Source organism: Acinetobacter sp. YH12098 (assembly GCF_013419235.1).
In the GTDB taxonomy this organism is placed as follows: domain Bacteria; phylum Pseudomonadota; class Gammaproteobacteria; order Pseudomonadales; family Moraxellaceae; genus Acinetobacter; species Acinetobacter amyesii.
Map to the genome: position 1 here is coordinate 1 of NZ_VPAO01000018.1, position 17180 is coordinate 17180.

The 17180-nt window shown below is 40.0% G+C and carries 19 protein-coding genes; 6 read left to right on the plus strand and 13 right to left on the minus strand.

Features of this window, described 5'->3' with window-relative positions; translation table 11 throughout:
• The first annotated feature begins 177 nt into the window (after positions 1 to 177).
• Positions 178 to 843 (plus strand): HNH endonuclease, encoded by a 666-nt coding sequence (locus tag FTU38_RS07385; RefSeq protein ID WP_168379261.1) that lies wholly within the window; start codon positions 178 to 180, stop codon positions 841 to 843.
• A gap of 65 nt (positions 844 to 908) precedes the next feature.
• Here FTU38_RS07385 and FTU38_RS07390 read toward each other — a convergent pair whose 3' ends face one another.
• The 6 genes from FTU38_RS07390 to def all read right to left on the minus strand — a co-directional run bounded on the left by FTU38_RS07390 (position 909) and on the right by def (position 6335).
• Entirely contained in the window at positions 909 to 1325 is a 417-nt protein-coding gene (locus tag FTU38_RS07390; protein ID WP_180110891.1) for an endonuclease domain-containing protein, read from the minus strand.
• Positions 1326 to 1500: 175 nt separating this feature from the next.
• On the minus strand, positions 1501 to 2547 hold the full coding sequence (locus tag FTU38_RS07395; RefSeq protein ID WP_180110892.1) for a molecular chaperone DnaJ: 1047 nt from the start codon (positions 2545 to 2547) through the stop codon (positions 1501 to 1503).
• Positions 2548 to 2637: 90 nt separating this feature from the next.
• Positions 2638 to 3915, minus strand: a complete 1278-nt coding sequence (locus FTU38_RS07400; protein WP_180110893.1) for a glutaminase — start codon at positions 3913 to 3915, stop codon at positions 2638 to 2640.
• Positions 3916 to 3997: 82 nt separating this feature from the next.
• A complete protein-coding gene (locus tag FTU38_RS07405; protein WP_180110894.1) occupies positions 3998 to 4432 on the minus strand; it encodes a hypothetical protein in 435 nt (144 codons plus the stop codon).
• A 17-nt stretch (positions 4433 to 4449) separates the two neighbouring features.
• Positions 4450 to 5661 carry a GGDEF domain-containing protein gene (locus FTU38_RS07410; RefSeq protein WP_180110895.1) on the minus strand — a complete coding sequence of 404 codons (1212 nt, stop codon included), beginning with the start codon at positions 5659 to 5661 and terminating at the stop codon, positions 4450 to 4452.
• A 191-nt stretch (positions 5662 to 5852) separates the two neighbouring features.
• On the minus strand, positions 5853 to 6335 hold the full coding sequence (gene def / locus FTU38_RS07415) for a peptide deformylase (protein WP_180110896.1): 483 nt from the start codon (positions 6333 to 6335) through the stop codon (positions 5853 to 5855).
• Between the two features lie 691 nt (positions 6336 to 7026).
• Here def and FTU38_RS07420 point away from each other — a divergent pair.
• The gene (locus FTU38_RS07420; RefSeq protein WP_180110897.1) at positions 7027 to 8307 is read left to right on the plus strand and encodes an MFS transporter; all 1281 of its coding nucleotides are present in this window, start codon (positions 7027 to 7029) and stop codon (positions 8305 to 8307) included.
• Between the two features lie 51 nt (positions 8308 to 8358).
• Here FTU38_RS07420 and FTU38_RS07425 read toward each other — a convergent pair whose 3' ends face one another.
• The 4 genes from FTU38_RS07425 to pnuC form a co-directional block, all read right to left on the minus strand.
• Complete coding sequence (locus FTU38_RS07425; RefSeq protein ID WP_078192225.1) at positions 8359 to 8856, minus strand: DUF2505 family protein; 498 nt, start codon at positions 8854 to 8856, stop codon at positions 8359 to 8361.
• Between the two features lie 166 nt (positions 8857 to 9022).
• Positions 9023 to 9316, minus strand: a complete 294-nt coding sequence (locus tag FTU38_RS07430; protein WP_180110898.1) for a hypothetical protein — start codon at positions 9314 to 9316, stop codon at positions 9023 to 9025.
• 91 nt (positions 9317 to 9407) lie between these two features.
• Complete coding sequence (locus FTU38_RS07435; RefSeq protein WP_180110899.1) at positions 9408 to 9707, minus strand: hypothetical protein; 300 nt, start codon at positions 9705 to 9707, stop codon at positions 9408 to 9410.
• A gap of 261 nt (positions 9708 to 9968) precedes the next feature.
• Positions 9969 to 10559: a nicotinamide riboside transporter PnuC gene (gene pnuC / locus FTU38_RS07440; RefSeq protein ID WP_111885562.1), complete on the minus strand. Its 591-nt coding sequence runs from the start codon at positions 10557 to 10559 to the stop codon at positions 9969 to 9971.
• 222 nt (positions 10560 to 10781) lie between these two features.
• On the opposite strand from pnuC, the gene FTU38_RS07445 reads away from it, so the two are divergent.
• Genes FTU38_RS07445 through FTU38_RS07455 form a run of 3 tightly spaced genes read left to right on the plus strand, consistent with a single transcriptional unit; the run spans position 10782 to position 13126 of the window.
• On the plus strand, positions 10782 to 11567 hold the full coding sequence (locus tag FTU38_RS07445; protein ID WP_180110900.1) for a crotonase/enoyl-CoA hydratase family protein: 786 nt from the start codon (positions 10782 to 10784) through the stop codon (positions 11565 to 11567).
• A gap of 54 nt (positions 11568 to 11621) precedes the next feature.
• Positions 11622 to 12512 (plus strand): alpha/beta fold hydrolase, encoded by an 891-nt coding sequence (locus tag FTU38_RS07450; protein WP_180110901.1) that lies wholly within the window; start codon positions 11622 to 11624, stop codon positions 12510 to 12512.
• 50 nt (positions 12513 to 12562) lie between these two features.
• Positions 12563 to 13126, plus strand: coding sequence for a TetR/AcrR family transcriptional regulator (locus tag FTU38_RS07455; RefSeq protein WP_180110902.1), 564 nt, complete (start codon positions 12563 to 12565; stop codon positions 13124 to 13126).
• Here the strand turns inward: FTU38_RS07455 and FTU38_RS07460 are convergent.
• Positions 13108 to 13596, minus strand: coding sequence for a hypothetical protein (locus FTU38_RS07460; RefSeq protein WP_180110903.1), 489 nt, complete (start codon positions 13594 to 13596; stop codon positions 13108 to 13110). The two genes, FTU38_RS07455 and FTU38_RS07460, sit on opposite strands and share 19 nt — an antisense overlap.
• A gap of 436 nt (positions 13597 to 14032) precedes the next feature.
• On the opposite strand from FTU38_RS07460, the gene FTU38_RS07465 reads away from it, so the two are divergent.
• A complete protein-coding gene (locus FTU38_RS07465; protein WP_180005311.1) occupies positions 14033 to 14479 on the plus strand; it encodes a GNAT family N-acetyltransferase in 447 nt (148 codons plus the stop codon).
• A 145-nt stretch (positions 14480 to 14624) separates the two neighbouring features.
• On the opposite strand, the gene FTU38_RS07470 is transcribed toward FTU38_RS07465, so the two are convergent.
• Together FTU38_RS07470 and FTU38_RS07475 are read right to left on the minus strand one after the other, a co-directional pair.
• A complete protein-coding gene (locus tag FTU38_RS07470) occupies positions 14625 to 16421 on the minus strand; it encodes a diguanylate cyclase domain-containing protein (RefSeq protein WP_180110922.1) in 1797 nt (598 codons plus the stop codon).
• Positions 16422 to 16608: 187 nt separating this feature from the next.
• Complete coding sequence (locus tag FTU38_RS07475) at positions 16609 to 16947, minus strand: FKBP-type peptidyl-prolyl cis-trans isomerase (protein ID WP_180005310.1); 339 nt, start codon at positions 16945 to 16947, stop codon at positions 16609 to 16611.
• Between the last annotated feature and the right edge of the window lie 233 nt (positions 16948 to 17180).

The following is a 17180-nucleotide window of genomic DNA, read 5'->3' on the forward strand; positions in this document are numbered from 1 at the left end:
CACGATTAATAAGTGCGCGGTTGTATGTAGACCAATTGAGAGTACGGTAAATTTTAGGTGTGGGCTTATTCATTTGAAAATTATATTGTGGAATAAGCCCTTAACGATAGGTTTGTGCAACAAAGCCCTTTAAAGCACTAAATCATTTATTAGATAATCAAGAATTAGGTGATCTTGATGTTTAAAATTAAACGATCAGATAAACCTGAAGATTGGACAAATTCTGATTACACAGATCCAGTTGTAGTTAAACAATTGAAAAAAGATTTTTTGTCTAAATGTTATTTATGCGAACAAGCGGATTTCGGTAATGTTAATGTAGAACACTTTGTACCACATCTTAATAAAAGTGAAGAGTTAAGAACGGATTGGAATAATCTTTATTATGCTTGCTCTCACTGTAATGGTATTAAAGGCTCAAGACATAAGGAATTACTCGACTGTTGTGAAGAAAGTCATAATGTAGATACTGTTATTTCTTTGGAAGCTCCAAGTGTTCCAAATGGAAAAATTATCTTAACCAATACATTAACTAATGATTCTGATTTGTTTGAACTCACAAATAAAACCATAGCTTTATTAGAGCAATGCTATAACAATGCAAACAGTGGTAATCAACAAATAAGCCATCAATATTTGAAAGAAAAAATTCTTGAAGAGCATGCTTATTTGCAAAACTTACGTTTTCAACTAAAAAATGGATGGAACCGTTTAAGAAGGCAACAGAAAGCTGATCTTATGGAAGATATTACCAATATGCTTCAACCTAATTACCCATTTTCAGCATTTTGGAAAACATATGTCAGAAATGATCCATTCTTATCAGAGATTTTAAATCAGTAACTCTCACCCCCGCCCTCTCCCATAGGGAGAGGGAGCATCATTTGATTTAATAGCTTATGTGAATTTCACAATGGAGTTCCCTCTCCTTTTAGGAGATGAGCAGCACTGCTGCGCAAGGGAGAGGTATTTTTTAATTCACCACACTTCAGCCACAAATCCTCCAACACCACCTCCATCCGCCCCAACACATCATGATTCCAATACCGCACAACGGTTAAACCCAAAGCCTCCAAAAACTTTGTCCGTTCAGCATCATATTCCACAACATCATCTGTTCCATGCTGACTACCATCCAACTCAATGACCAAACCAATTTCATGACAGTAAAAATCCACAATATAAGGTTGAATCACATGCTGACGACGGAATTTAAGATTCATAAAACGCTTGGCACGGAGAAGTTGCCACATCAGATGTTCTGCATCGGTGGCGGTGTGGCGCATGGATTTGGCGAATTCTAATAATTGTGGGTCTATTTTCATTTTTTTATTTTTCTCTTAATTTTATTGTAATTATACGATACGCAAAGAAGTTCCCTCTCCTCCTAGGAGATGAGCAGCACTGCTGCGTAAAGGACAGGTACTTTTAAATATTTTTCATTATAACTTCAACCCTCACCCCGACCCTCTCCCAAAGGGAGAGGGAGAAAAGCAAAATCTAAAGCACCCCATTATCCAACAACACTTCTAACCCCTTCACCTTCTCCATATATTTCAGCCGTTCTTTTTCCCACTTCACTTGCTCTTTCAGCACTGAAACATCGCCATCAATCACCTTATACACATCTTTCACCTGCATATTTTTCGGCTTTGGTTTTTCACTCCAGTGAAAGCTATCTGTGATGTCATCAATCTGACTGGCTAGGCGTTGGCTTTGAGCCTCTAAAGCCATTTTATAAAACTTTAAATGTTCATCAGTTAAGGCTTTAGGGCTTTTGCCCTTATTGGTTTCTAGCTGTAATTGCAGCTTTAATAAATAAAACAAATCCTGCACTTCATAGGCTTGGTTTACCACTTGCAGCAATTCAGTTTTTTCTGCCTTTTTAGTTTCATCAGGTTCACGGTCTGGGTGAATCATAGCAGTGATTTTTAAATACACTGTTTTCAGTGATTGATTCACTAACTTTTCAGCTTGTTCCCGTTTTTGCGCTAAGCGTTTACGCTGATGCTCTTCTTTCTCACGTTGATATTGCTCAGTGTCCCATTCTTCATAAGACTCATGTTCTTCTGTATTTTCTTGATCAATATCAACATGGCGTTCGGCTTTGCATTGTTCAGTTTGGTCTGACTTGGTCTTTTTATTTAGCTTTTGGTTATGTGCATGCTGATGCTGATGCTGATAAAAAACATCAACCTCTGCAACCTTTTCAAGTTCGGCAGTATTTAAGTAGTTGGATTTTTTAAGCTGCTTAGACAGTTTCGTCAATTTTGCATCCAGCTGTGCTAAATCTGCTTTGGCTAAGTCTTCTTGCTGTAGATGTTGCCAAAGCTGAGTTAGTTGACGGTAGTACACCGCATGCAAATCACGATAGATCGGTACAAGTTTTAACTGAATATAACTCTGAATCTCACTTTTGGCATTTTGCCAAAGATCTAAATCCAGCTTTTGCTGTTCGATTTGCTCAATCAGTTTATTCAGCTTTTTATGCTGTGGCGATAAAGCTTCAACACTCGGGAGTAAACTGACTTTTAACTCAAAAGACATAAGCAAATTTAACGCAAAAAGAAAATTATAGCCGATCTAAGCATTAAACTTATGGGCCCTTTGCCTAAATCAACAATGGATTTTTATCAATTAACCATCAAACCGTTGTAAATATTGACTCAACTCTTCTCGAACCACCACCTCATGCCCTGCATGACTTCGACTTTGTTCCAAGAGATGCTCTGAGTCGATCACTACCACGCGATGACCATCCGCAATTAAACGATCTACACATTCAAATAACATACGTTCACCGACATCATGGATCAAAGAAATATTAGTGAGATCAAGGACAATTTGAGTCGGTTCGACAGCTTCATTTTGCAGTATGCGCAATAACATTTCAGACTTCGTAAATTGCAATACGCCGTGCAGTTCATACACCACCACCGAATGATCTATCCCGCAGGTATAGCGACTTTGGACGATCGTTTGCGCTGAAGGTGTTCCCTCCATCACATGCAGTCCCATGTCCTTAGACAGTCGTTCAAATATTTCGACGCCTCGAACACTATTCCCATGTGTATCAAGTTTCGGACTAAAGACCGCTAGCCCAACCTGCCCCGGCAAAGCCCCCATAATGCCACCGGCCACACCGCTTTTGGCAGGAATACCGACCGTTGTCAGCCAATCACCCGCAGCATCATACATGCCGCAAGTCATCATCACACTCAACACTTGGCGCACCACCGAACGTGACAGCAACCGTTTACCTGTGGCTGCTTGCACACCACCATTGGCAAGCACACTGGCCATTTTTGCCAAATCTTTAACCGTCACTAATATTGCACACTGACGAATATAGCCGTTCACCACATCTTCAGGGTCTTCTTCAAGTACACCGACTGTGCGCAGCATGTAACCGATCGACAAATTTCGAAAAGCCGTCTTCACTTCAGACTGGTAAACAGTTTCATCAAAACTCAGCTCACGCCCTGCCAGTTCACTTAAAAATTCGCGGAGTTTTTCAGCTCGGGTGCTGTGTTCGTCATGCGGTAAAAGTGAATGTGTGGTGATTGCCCCCGAATTGATCATCGGATTTTTCGGGGTATTGCTCTGTGGATCGAGCGCAATTTGATTGAATGTCTCTCCCGATGGCTCGACACCGACTTTTTGTAAAACGCTGTCTAAACCAAGATGTCGAATCGCTAAAGCATAAGCAAAAGGTTTAGACATAGACTGTATAGTGAACTCGACTTCGTCATCACCTGTAGAATAAATCGTGCCATCTACGGTAGACAGTGCCAAAGCCAGTCTATTCGGATTGGCATGGGCTAACTCAGGAATATAATCTGCCAAAGCTCCGTGTTGATTGGCATCGCAGGCATTAAGGACATGCTGTAAATAGTCTGGAACAGGCGTTTTCATAAGGGCTATTTTTTGTTGTGTGCTTTTTTATTTATAACAAATTGAGCTGCATCTGTATAAGTCCTTATGGTGAAGATGTGTTCTAAGCTAAAACCTGTATGTGCTGTAGGTTTAAATGGTGCATCATTTCTCGAATAAAGACGAAATAACTGAGTTGAATGATTGCCTGCTCACCAAATAGATTTTGATAATATTCCGTATGTTCAATCATTTCATTAAAGCCATGTTCAAGGCTTTGTCGGTCAATGTGGGTCGCATGTTCAAAAAAGCTCTGCGCCAATAGATGCAGCATCGCATCATTCGACTGAGCATAGCGCTGCGTCTGATAATCGAGCTGTAATAGTTCTAAAATTTCTTCAATTTCATAGATCAAATATTCAATTGCCAAAGCATCGCAACGCTGATGTCGGACACATTTTTGTACTAATGCCGCTAAGCCATGATCAAAATGAATATTCTGTTGCTCGGTCTGAAAGTCGAGCTGCGCTAATCCGAGCTGAAATTGTAATTGCTGCATCGCTATCTTTTAAGTTTTTAATCTTCTGCCAAGTTTAACTCACGAAAGCTACGCACTTGGTTACGACCTTGTTGCTTTGCCATATACAGCGCTTGATCGGCCATACGCGTGACCACAGCAGACGGTGTCCCCTCGATCGCAGTTGCTACACCAAAACTTGCACTAATCTTCAACATATGTTGGTTGGCTATCATGGTTTCAGCGTCAGAAATGGCCAATCGACAACGTTCAGCGACCTCTATCGCCTGCTCTAAACTCTGATTTTTTAGAATTAAAATGAATTCTTCACCGCCATAACGCCCAACCACATCTTGTACACGAGTATTGTCATTTAAAATTTGAGCAACACGTTGTAAAACGGCATCTCCTGCATCATGTCCATATTGGTCATTGATCAATTTAAAATGGTCGAGATCAAGCAAAACCACTGCAAATTCAGGCCGTGTCTGTTTGCTGAGCGTATTAAGTTCATGACTGACATAACGACGGTTAAACACATTGGTCAGGCCATCAACACGGCTGAGGACTTCCATCTTTTGTTCACGGTGTCGCCACTGTAAAAGCAAAATCTGAAAAAATACTGCACTGACGATCAATATGGGCAAATACAACTCCGCCATACTCATGAGCCAAAAGGCGTTGTCGTAAAACTCACTCTGTTTTAAAGCTGGGCTGAAAATCGGTGCATATTCTAGATGGTCAATCGAAGTTTGATAGCAAATGTAGCCAATAAACAGTGTGATCGGAAATGTAATACTGAGCATAATCGCAGGACGATAAAAAACCAAACCGACCATCAGCAGATTGACCGTCCCCGCCATGGTGGCAGGACTATAGATCCCGATCATATAGCCACCATAGATCATGCCGATCCCAAACAGGACGGGCGCAAAATAGCTAAAAAACAGTCTAAAATTTAAATATTTTTTGAAATAAAGACTGAGTACAGCCAATACGCCATAACTGAGTAGGACTATACAAGCGACCATGATCCTAAATTTGAGTGCACTCGGATTAAACCAAATCCGATTGGTCGAATAATAAAAATTCATGATGCACCACTTCAACACGCTAACTTGACTCAGCATGCCAAAGATGAGAAGTAAACGCCCTTTATCGTAGTCAGACCAATTGATGATGAGATAGTCTGACTCAAACAAAAGATGCTTCAATTTACGCCATTGTACGCCCCATTTCGTACAGACAGCATTGCCCCAATTTTTCCCCATTAATCTTCTTTTTTATTTTATTATTTCGCTAGTTATACAAGGTTTTAACTTCAAAAAGAAAGCCTATTTTCACAGTTAAAAGTGCAACCTTTGAAGCCTTTAAACTTCACTTACACCACTATTCAAATTACTTTTCCGCTATTTTTTTAGCTCAATTGGTCACTTTTATCTTTTTGAAATAGTACAGTTTATTATTCTAAACGCTCGGTGAATAAGATCCCGTTCAGATGATCGACCTCATGTTGTACGATCCGTGCAGGAAAGCCATTCAGGGTTTTCTCTTTGACTTCACCTTGAAGGGTCAAATATCGCACGTGAATTTGCTCGGCTCTCGGGACTTGTCCTCGTGCATTCGGCACACTTAAGCAGCCTTCTTCACCCAAAACCGTGGTCGTAGATCGAGATGTAATCACTGGATTCACCATCACGATCGCCTCCATTTCAGGCGCGTCGGGATAGCGTAAATTTGCACGTGAAGCCACGATAATCACCCGCTTTGAAACATAAATTTGCGGCGCGGCAATGCCTACGCCTTGACGCTCAAGCATAGTGGCATGCAGTGTTTCACTTAGTGCAGTTAACCATGCAGAACCTATTTCAGATGCTTGTATCTCTGCGGCAGTGAGCGTCAAAATTGCTTCACCACGTTGTGCAACAGCAGCAACATAACTCATGTTTTTATCCTTTTAAGTCTAGCGGGCTTAAATTATTTAACTGATATTACGCACGTAAAAGTAATTACGCATTTTTAAAATGATATTTAAGTTTATTCGACGGAGTCTTACATCTAGGATTTAAATAAAGAGATTAGCCTTCGGCTGGAGGTACTCTTACGAAACGATGTTTCTCATTAGGCAAAATGAGATGCGAAGCTTCGCAAGGAAACCATCTTGCGGAGCAATGCTCCTCACCGCAAAACTCGTTCACTAGTATCAAATTATTCAAAGTATCACAAAAACATTTTTGATTAGAAGGAGTCCTATCTCAAACACTTGCGGATAACGTTACTGCGTAACATCAGTTATTTAAAAAAAACAACCATGCAATATGCATTATTATTGGTTCTGAGTATAAAACAACAGCGTGCTATGGCTTTGAATCTTTTGTGGTTTATATAGAGTACAAAGTAAAATAGTAGATCATACTGCCCTATACCATTGATATTTATCATTTATATATCAAGGTACACTATTATCTATACCAATCATTCTTTTAGTTAATGCGACTTTATCTATATTATTTTGTTCTTAATTAATAATATTTTCATAACTATAAGTTTTTAATAAGGCAACAAAGTTTGATTATTCAATAAAAATTTGAATCACTAAAATCGTCAAATGCTATTTGCTGCTGGAAAATATTTGCATGGAAGCTCAGCCACGCCTGACTCGTCAAGATAAACGCACCCTCGGACTGTCATCCCTCGGTGGCGCACTTGAGTTTTATGACTTTGTCATTTATGTGTTCTACGCCAAAATTATTTCGGAACTGTTTTTCCCCACTGGACTCAGTCCATTTTGGGCGATGCTAAATACCTACGGTATTTTTGCCGCAGGATATTTTTTCCGCCCATTGGGTGGTGTGGTGATGGCGCATTTTGGCGATTTGATTGGTCGTAAGCGTTTATTTAGTTTGTCTATTTTACTCATGGCTTTGCCTACGCTGATGATCGGTGTGATGCCAACTTTTGAAAGTATTGGCTATGCAGCACCGCTTCTGCTCTTACTGATGCGCGTGATTCAAGGCATCGCGATTGGTGGTGAAATCCCTGCTGCATGGACTTTTGTTTCAGAGCATGTGCCTGAGCAAAAAATTGGTATCGCCAATGGCCTACTCACTGCTGGCTTATCTTTGGGTATCTTATTGGGTGCACTGATGTCTTTGTTTATTTCATTACAATTTACAGAGTCAGAAATCCATGATTGGGCATGGAGGATTCCATTCATTCTAGGCGGAATCTTTGGTTTTGTTGCGCTCTATCTCCGCAGTTATTTAAAAGAAACGCCTGTATTTAAAGCCATGCAAGAAAAGAAACAATTGGCTAAAGAGCTTCCAGTGAAACAAGTACTGCAACAGCACAAAACAGGCGTTGTGATTGGTATGCTGTTTACATGGTTCTTAACCGGCTGTGTTGTTGTGCTGATTTTAGCGATGCCAAATTTACTCACAGGCGCCTTTGGTTTTGAACGGGCCGATGCCTTTAAAATGCAAAGTGCCGCTATTGTGATGCAAATGGTCGGTTGTATCTTGGCAGGTCTTTTGGCAGATCGCTTCGGTGCGGGTAAAGTGATGCTATTCGGTTCCCTCCTTGTTGCGATAATTGCGGGCGTGTTCTATAATAGCTTGGGCCATGTGGCAGCATCGACCGTGTTTGCGCTCTATATGCTGCTCGGTTTGGCATCAGGCACAGTTGGTATGGTGTCTTATAGTATGGTGAAAATGTTCCCTGCACAGATTCGTTTCTCGGGCATTTCATTTTCATACAATTTGGCCTATGCCATCGCGGGTGGTATCACTTTGCCATTGGTTCAATGGTTGAGTTTATACAGCAACATTGGCGCCATGTATTATATATGGAGCATCTGTTTGGTGACCTTCTTTACTGCGATGCTCTATCGTCAACGTTTTGAAAAAACTTCGCACTAAAAATAAAAAAGCGGTCAATGACCGCTTTTTTTAAATCACTTTCAAATCAATTCAGGCTTTTAAATTTTTACGTAATTCATCTTCTACAATTTCAATCTCAAGCTGACTAAAACGACGAATTTCACCTTCTGCATGTTTTTCAAGTAATCCACCAATCAGTGGAACTTTGACTTTCACCGTCCAGTCCAAATTGAAACTCACTTGTGTTGCATCACCACTGACACTTCGTTTACAACTGGCTTCGAGCGGTAGGTTCGGATCTAGTTTGACGTCAGAGGTTAATGCCGCCAAATTACTAATATCCGTACGTTTTAAGCGAAACGCATCTTTTAAAAACTTCTTGGCAATATCTGGAATATTTACATCCAAGTTATAGGCACGTTTTAAGGTATACATATCACCTGTTTTTTTTGATTCTAAAATTTCTAGATTTTCACCCGGTATGCGTTTGCACACCGCTTCATGCAAGCTGATATCTGCGGCTAATCGTTTAAAATCTTCAAGTGAAACGCCATGAATTGTGGCATTGACGGTAAATTGATGTGCCATTCTCGTAATCCTTCAGGTCAATATTGGTTTTATTGTTTTATGTCGCCTAGTCTACAGTTGCTAAAACTGTGCTTTGGATTAAATCGGAAAGCGCTGTGGCTGTCATTGACCTGAAACCAAGCTAGAAAAACAGAATTGCCATACTTCAAGTCAATCGGGCTTTGACTTAAAGGCTTTTTTGAAAGATTTGCCCATGCTGATCTTTAAACTCGAGCTGAAATTCCCAGCCCGCATCAATTTTTAAATACATCCCTGCATAGGACAACTTTGCGTACCAATGACCAAAGTCGAGGCTAAAAATATCAAAGCTGGCTTGTTCAGGAAGCTGTTGTATTGGTTTTGCATGTATCAAAGCGCTGGGTTCATAAGACGTGCAGTGCGAGCCATAATGATGAAAAAGTTCAATACATAGCTGATTAAAAATTTCAAATGTTGAATCTTTGGGATCAAGTTGCGTCATTGCTTTAATAGCTTCCCATATCTTTTCATCTCTTTTTTACTTTTTTTATCTTTATAAAACGAATCTTTGTGGTACTGATTTAAAATTTTTTTTAATTTAACAGCATGCTATGCACCACACCATTCCGATCACGGTGTACCAATTTGATCGGTTGTGAATAATCGATCAAGATGCTTTGGTGTTTATAACTGATTTGGATGCCGTATTCATCTGCACCATCATCCAAACCGCTGATGCTACATTGCGTCCCTTGTGGAAATGCCTTGAGCCATTCAGCGTTATACACATCTGCTATTTGCTCAAACTGAAAAAAGCTCGCCTTTTGCTGCAGTAGAACCGTAGCTTGTCGGTCAAAACGCAGTTGCTGCTCAAGTTGAAAGTCGATAATCATGACTCTGCACGCTCTTTACTTATTCATCGGGTTCGGAATCGGCTATTAAAATCAAGCTTCGCAGACACCCAATTTTGCTTATAAATTCACAGAGGATTTTATGACATGTTTTAGACTCAAATGAACACAGCCACATTTCTTAAGGCATAAAAAAGGCACTTCTCATCGGGGTGAAGCCCGATTATGAAATGCCCTTTATGGTTACAAAGTAAATATATTTTTATAAATTGTCAAATTGGGAATGAAAAAAACATCTGTGGGCTAAATGGATAAAGCTTTCATCGCCTGTTGCTGCTGTTTATTTTTGACTTGTGTCCATTGCCACCAACCAAATGCCGCCAAGCCCACAAAACCAGCATACAACGCCGCAGTGAGATACAGGTCTTTGTATATAAACATACCCACATAGATAATATCGACAAATACCCAAAGCACCCAAGTAGCAATATGTTTCCGGCTGGTCCAATATGTTGCGAGTAAGCTAAACGCGGCCAATTGTGCATCCAAAATTGGTACGGCTGCATCGGTAAAATAGTGCAGGCTTAAACCAAAAATCAAACCGCCCACCGCAGCTAAAAGCATTTGAAAGATCACAATTTTGGTCGCAATCGGTTCAATACGAATGTCATGATCTTGTTGTTTGCCCTTCAACCAATGATAGAAACCATAGAAGTTCACCACCACAAAGAAAAACTGCAAAATGGTTTCGCCATAAAGTTTGTAGGTATAAAACAGGTAGGCATACAGCAAAAAAGCTGCAAAGTTAAACCACCAACACCACATATTTCGCTTTATGGTTAAAGTCACCCCGATTAAGCTAATTATGACTGCAAATATTTCTAAGTTCGACATGGTTGATTGGGCCTTAAAAAAGCTGCAGCTATTATGGAAAAAATCGGCCCAAAGGCAAGCTATATCCTGCACTATTTCATATCAACTCTGTAAATTTTAAATCAAACCATTCAGCCAACTTACTTTGATTTTGATGTTTTGAACGCATCAGTTTTGACAGTTTTCTAACAATCGTTTAAAAACTTAGTTATGCCTAAAGAATAATCAGAAGGAATCATCCAAATGTCAGAACAACAAGGTCGTGTAAGTCGAGAAATTCGTGGTCATCTTTATTTAATCGGTTTGGACCGTGCAGATAAACGAAATGCGTTTGACAGTCATTTAATTCATGACCTTTCACTGGCGCTCACTGAATATGAAGATGATCCAAATTTACGCTGTGCGGTGATTTTTGCTCATGGCGATCATTTTACTGCGGGTCTAGATCTGGTCGAACTACAACCCAAACTTGGCAGCGGGCTGTTTAATTTTCATGATCAGCAAATTAATCCGTGGGGAACCAACTCACGACAACGAAAAAAACCAGTTGTGGTCGCGGTACAAGGGTTCTGTTTTACAGCGGGTATTGAACTCATGCTGAATGCCGATATCGTGATCGCACAGCGTCACACGGAGTTTGCTCAAATGGAAGTGCAACGTGGCATTCTTCCCTTTGGTGGCGCAACAGTTCGCTTTGTGCAAGCAGCGGGTTGGAATAAAGCCATGCGCTATTTACTCACAGGTGAACGTTTCAATGCGCAAACGGCATATGACATGAACTTGGTGACTGAAATCACCGACCAAGCGCCCTTATCTCGTGCAATAGAACTTGCAGAACAAATTGCACAGGCTGCACCACTGGCGGTTCAGGCAACACTCGCTGCAGTACAGCAAGGGGTGCATTTGGGAGCCGATGCTGCCTTTGCTCAATTGGATCAGCACTTACAACCACTACTAAAAACACAAGATGTACAAGAAGGTGTGATGGCCATGCTACAACGTCGCGCAGCCAATTTTCAGGGCAAATAACCCTTTATTTAAAGTGAGTAAACCCTTTACGTCCTGCCTATCAAGAGAAAAATTATGTCAACGGATTTAGAACCAGCAGCGCAAGAAATACATAGTACACCCGTGAGTTTCCCTGCAACCGATGGTTATACGCTTTCAGGCGTTGAATATCGGCCTAATACTGCCGCTAAGGCCAATATTATTATTTCAAGTGCTACAGGTGTACCTCAACAATTTTACCGTCGTTTTGCCGAGTATGCCGCAGGACTCGGTTATCAAGTATTAACTTTTGATTATCGTGGTATTGGACGTTCTGCTCCTCCAAAACTCAAAGGCTTTAAAATGTCCTACCTCGACTGGGGACGTTATGACCTTTCTGGTGCCATAGCTTATATGCAACAACACAGTCAGGAAACTTTTCTAGTGGGACACTCCTATGGCGGTCAAGCACTAGGACTTACCTCAAATCACGATCAGATACGTGCCATGTATTGTTTTGGCACTGGCGCAGGTTGGCATGGCTATATGCCCTTTAAAGAAAAAATGAAAGTTCATGTTATGTGGAATATCGTTTTTCCGCCGATGGTTGCCATCAAAGGGTATTTGCCTTGGAGCAAACTCAATATGGGCGCTGACCTTCCTGTCGATGTCTATAAACAATGGCGCCGTTGGTGTAAAAACCCAACCTATTTCTTTGCCGACCCTGAGCTGAGTGAGCTATCTCAACAATATGCTGCAGTTCAAACGCCGATTTATGCGGTCGCTGCACTTGATGATGACTGGGCATTACCCAATTCACGACATGCTTTTATGCAACATTATGCGCAAGCGTCAATGCACTATATCAATATTGAAGCGGAAGATTACGGCCTAAAACAGATTGGTCATATGGGATATTTCCGCAAAGGTGCTGAACCCTTATGGCAGGAAGTGATAGGAAGGTTTGATGAACTATTAATCGCCTAGAGCAATTTACTCCATACACATCACATTGATTTATTCATATAGAGAGATACATGCGTCCACGGAAAAACACCTCAGAATATCTATTGCTACAGTCAGCACACGCCTTTAAACGCTATGGCTATATGGGCTGCAGCATGGGGAAATTGGCTGAAGCCTGTGGACTCTCAAAAGCTGCGTTTTATTATGACTATCCGAATAAAGACGCTTTACTGATGGAAATTTTAAACCTGACGCATATAAAGTTACAACACAGTATTTTTCAGCAATTACAGCAAACTACTAAATCCCCTCAACAGGCTTTCTCGCACATCCATCAACAGGCCATCCAGTTTTTTAGCCAAGGTGGATTAGGTTGTTTGGTCGGGATTTTAAGTATGGAACGGCAACATTTGCCTACCGAGATTTTTGCAAAATTACAATCCATCTTTCACGAGTGGCAACTTGCCTTTGAAGTGTTTTTTCAGCGATGCATGAGCATCGAACATGCCGCTCAACTTGCCAAAGTCAGCTTGGCGGATTATGAAGGCGCGATTTTAATGGCCCGAATAACCGATGATTTGAGTTATCTCGATTTAGTCCAAGATCGCATTTTGCTTCAACTTGCGGAGTATTGATAGCGATATTCAATTTTGTGTTCTTCGCCAAAACGGTCGACATGTGTATAAAACTCACCGTATCGGCCTAAATAATACTCGAGCGATTGATTATAAAAACTCCAATAAATCGACCATTCATTCAGATCTAATTGGCGAATTTGAGTTTTACAATTGACTGGCATGCGACGTAAAAAAACTTCTTGTAACTGTTCGGCTGCCTGTAGCGAATCTAATTTGTATTGTTGTTGAAAGAAAATTTCCGCAATATCATCAAAAAGTTGCTGTTCATATTCATCTACTTCAATGACCTGATCAACTTGGCGTATAGCATCATCATTCGATGCTAAAGAGATACTGTTCGATTTTTTTGGTGCTTGGTAACGCGTATATTTTTGACGATATTTTTCTGTTTTTATTATTTTTTTGACCACGATTCCTGCTGCAGACAACGCAATCAGAATACACATCACAATGAGAAAATTAACCATAATAACAACCTACTGCCGATGACGCGCATGCACATCTTGAATCATCGAATATTTTTATGGACTAATATAACGCACAATAACGTTTAAAATTCATACAAAATTATTTTAAAGCTGAAATTTGGCCTATTTTCTTTGCTAATTTATTTCAAACTATTACACCTGCTGAAATCATTGAGTATGTATACTTTTCTAAAAGATCTATTATTACTTTAAAAACAGTATAGTTAGATGCATTTATGTGGTTATTTATCCATATTTAATGATTAATTTATAAATATACATTTGTAAATTTTGCAACAATTTTGAAATAAAAACCCAACCCAACGGCGCAATGGCAGCAAAAAAACATAAAACGCAACAATAAGCCTCTTTAAGCACAGGGCGATATCTTCTGAAATGGCAGGCTGTTGGAGTTTTTTTATAAAAAGAAAAAATTATGATACGCGAAGCACAAATCCAGGACATACCCGAAATTATTAACGTGATTCACAACAGCATTCGTTCATGTATCCAGGACCATCAACGTAATGAAAGTGTGATTCAAACTTGGCTTGAGGAGGCAAATCAATCAAATATCTTAATGTGGATGCTTTACAACGATAGTTGGGTCTACGTCAGTGACAATCGAGTGGTCGGCTTTATTTTAGTCAGTGATCAGGGACAAATTTTACTGAACTATATTTGCCCTGAACGTCAGTACCAAGGCATTGGTAAGGCGTTATTATTAAACATGATGCACTGCGTCCGGAAAAAGAATATTACCGAGATCAGTCTAGAAAGTACCCATACGGCACTCGCCTTTTACCAAAAATATGGCTTTGTCGCACATCAGGATTTTGAGCCTGCTGATGTTCCGCTTAAATTGGTCAAACAACTCTGCTAGTAGAGAGATAAAGTTCGTAGAGGGATAGATTTTCAAATAAGATGATTGTATAGATGAATTTAAAGATAAATGAATCTAAATAAGGATTGGCAAAGAATACTAGCGATATCACCTCAGAGTTTTTAAACCTATACAATTCATGGTATCAAGGCTTAAGTTGATCGCGTCCTGCCTGTTTGGCCATATATAAATAATAGTCTGCATGCTTCATTAAAGCTTCGATACTTTCGAAGTCATTTTGCTTATCCATCCATGCCATGCCCAAACTCAGTGTGACGTAATTTTTTTCATCACCCCGATTAACATGTTCAAGCTGTTCATTACGCATGGCTTCGAGTACCAATTGTAATTGCTCTTGGGCAATCGCATACGGAACATCATGCATCAATATGGCAAACTCCTCTCCCCCGTAGCGAGCCACATAGGCTGAACTTGGCAGAGTGTTTTGCATGGTTTTCACGATCTGCTGTAACACCTCATCGCCTTTGAGATGTCCATAGTGGTCATTATAATTTTTAAAATAATCGACATCTAACATGGCAAAGACCAATGTTCGATGGCTATGAAAACGGACCTCCGAATATAAGCGTTGAATTTCAGCATTCAGTGCACGGCGGTTGAATGCCCCCGTTAAGGCATCAATACGAATTTGTAGCTCTAATTTTTTATTCAGCTCATGGAGCTGTAAGGTGCGCTCTTTGACTTTCTGATCGAGTGAACTGTTTAGCTCAAGCAAACTATTATTCAACTGTTCCGTATGCATCGACTGCTGTGCATAATGGTGCGATTGCTGAAACATGATCAACAAGGCATACAAACTGGTTGAAATGAACGATAAATTGACTGAATCAATCAAATTCATCATCAGCAAAAAGTCGTTTAAAAAGGTAATGCACAGGAAAATAACCGCGATTAAATTTAATTTTGAATACGGTTCTTTCTTTTTCAGTGTTACGTAAAAACCATAAGCAAAATTACTTAGAACAACGATCACATAGGCAAAACTGTAAGTTGCCAAAGGTTGAAAAATTTCAGGCGTCGAAACAAAAGTCACTGAAATATTCAACGACAACAGCAAAATCGCGATCTGATAATTTAAGGTAAATAAATAGCGACGACTGAGCAAGTGGATATAACTTAAAAAGAAAATCGATGCCAAATAGGTAAATAAGTATTCTAATCGCGTGCCCCACAACCAATTGATATCGGTAAAAGTGGTATAGGCATAAGGTGCTGAAAATAAATTATGGAGTGCTAAAAAGACAATAAATAAGCCAAACACCAAGTTACTTCGGCTATTGCGACCGCGTAAACCTCGGAAAACAGAAAATAGGATCGTAAATAGTCCCACACCCAAGACGGCGCCCGACACCATCCCAATACTCATCATTTGTTGTTGGAATTGGCGGTTTACTGTCTTGGCGATACCAATACGCATTGGGTTTTCAAACCCGCCATGCATACTGTTAAAACTTGAAGCCTGAATGGTTAAAGTGAAATATTCATCTTGTGCCACAAAATAGGCAATTCGCGGTGCATTCTCCGTTTTTTGTTCTGCTTCAGTACGCCCCACCTCGCCCAAACGAACGATCACATCACCATTTAAAAATACCCGATACGCACCGTACTGATTTGGAATCAAGACCGCGATACGTCGGCCAATAAATTGTTTGGGAATTTGGAAATGTCCAGTAAATGTCCCAAAACCTTTACTGTCCCCTGTAATATCTTTAAATGAAGCAGGCAGATAGACCGTTTGACCGACTAGAACCGAACTCGGAGACGTTAAAAATTGATTTGGATAAAACAACCATTTGCCTTGTAAGAGGCTACTGGTGTCTTCCGTGAAGTAGATTTGGTTAACTTCGTTTTGATGTTTTAAATAAAACGATTTAGGAGCAGTTTCATACTGTGCTTGAGCAGTCGATACAGTGAGTGCCAATGTAAAAATAATAAAGGTAAGAACCCAGAACAATCTGGTGCAAGGCAACTGTAAAGACAACGGCTTTGATTCCTGCGTTTATACTTGAGCAATTATTCTAATCTACGGTAAAAGACAAAAATAACAACTACTATTTTATCCAATTGATCAATAACTTCCATGTCACTGATCTAAAACAGTCGCTGTATTAATCGCGCGTTTTTACATCATACAATTCAATCTCAAAAATAAGATTTGAATTGGCAGGAATCACATTGCCCATTTTACGCTCACCATAAGCCAAATGTGATGGCACGATTAACTTACGTTTACCACCGACTTTCATCCCCATGATGCCCTGATCCCAACCTTTAATCACACGGCCTGTACCAATTACCGTTTCAAAATAATTACCACGATCCAGTGATGAATCGAATTTAGTGCCGTCTTCTAACCAGCCTGTATAGTGTGTTGTAATCAAAGCGCCTTTAACCGCTTCTTTACCTTCGCCTACCACTAAGTCAATAATTTCTAATTCTTTGCTCATGCTCTCAACCTCAAATGCCGCAATCAAAATAAAACCCTATTATAAACAGAATCAGTCTGAACATGATGCCCTTGAATGCGTTAGAACTTACCGATTCAAAGTTGAGAACACAATGATTTAGATCAGCATGCAAATAAACATTTACTAGTAAAGCTCACATGTCTTGAAACATTTAGGAGTATTCCGTTATCACTAAGATGCATTGGTAAGAAACGAATAAAAAATTTAAAGCG

Coding starts and splice junctions, on each gene's coding strand:
- def (WP_180110896.1), bottom strand. CDS start 6,335: ATGAGTTATGTTGCTGCTGTTGCACAACGTGGTGAAGCAATTTTGACG.
- FTU38_RS07400 (WP_180110893.1), bottom strand. CDS start 3,915: ATGAAAACGCCTGTTCCAGACTATTTACAGCATGTCCTTAATGCCTGC.
- FTU38_RS07385 (WP_168379261.1), top strand. CDS start 178: ATGTTTAAAATTAAACGATCAGATAAACCTGAAGATTGGACAAATTCT.
- FTU38_RS07465 (WP_180005311.1), top strand. CDS start 14,033: ATGATACGCGAAGCACAAATCCAGGACATACCCGAAATTATTAACGTG.
- FTU38_RS07460 (WP_180110903.1), bottom strand. CDS start 13,596: ATGGTTAATTTTCTCATTGTGATGTGTATTCTGATTGCGTTGTCTGCA.
- FTU38_RS07405 (WP_180110894.1), bottom strand. CDS start 4,432: ATGCAGCAATTACAATTTCAGCTCGGATTAGCGCAGCTCGACTTTCAG.
- FTU38_RS07435 (WP_180110899.1), bottom strand. CDS start 9,707: ATGATTATCGACTTTCAACTTGAGCAGCAACTGCGTTTTGACCGACAA.
- FTU38_RS07450 (WP_180110901.1), top strand. CDS start 11,622: ATGTCAACGGATTTAGAACCAGCAGCGCAAGAAATACATAGTACACCC.
- FTU38_RS07430 (WP_180110898.1), bottom strand. CDS start 9,316: ATGACGCAACTTGATCCCAAAGATTCAACATTTGAAATTTTTAATCAG.
- FTU38_RS07420 (WP_180110897.1), top strand. CDS start 7,027: ATGGAAGCTCAGCCACGCCTGACTCGTCAAGATAAACGCACCCTCGGA.
- FTU38_RS07425 (WP_078192225.1), bottom strand. CDS start 8,856: ATGGCACATCAATTTACCGTCAATGCCACAATTCATGGCGTTTCACTT.
- pnuC (WP_111885562.1), bottom strand. CDS start 10,559: ATGTCGAACTTAGAAATATTTGCAGTCATAATTAGCTTAATCGGGGTG.
- FTU38_RS07410 (WP_180110895.1), bottom strand. CDS start 5,661: ATGGGGAAAAATTGGGGCAATGCTGTCTGTACGAAATGGGGCGTACAA.
- FTU38_RS07390 (WP_180110891.1), bottom strand. CDS start 1,325: ATGAAAATAGACCCACAATTATTAGAATTCGCCAAATCCATGCGCCAC.
- FTU38_RS07445 (WP_180110900.1), top strand. CDS start 10,782: ATGTCAGAACAACAAGGTCGTGTAAGTCGAGAAATTCGTGGTCATCTT.
- FTU38_RS07475 (WP_180005310.1), bottom strand. CDS start 16,947: ATGAGCAAAGAATTAGAAATTATTGACTTAGTGGTAGGCGAAGGTAAA.
- FTU38_RS07455 (WP_180110902.1), top strand. CDS start 12,563: ATGCGTCCACGGAAAAACACCTCAGAATATCTATTGCTACAGTCAGCA.
- FTU38_RS07395 (WP_180110892.1), bottom strand. CDS start 2,547: ATGTCTTTTGAGTTAAAAGTCAGTTTACTCCCGAGTGTTGAAGCTTTA.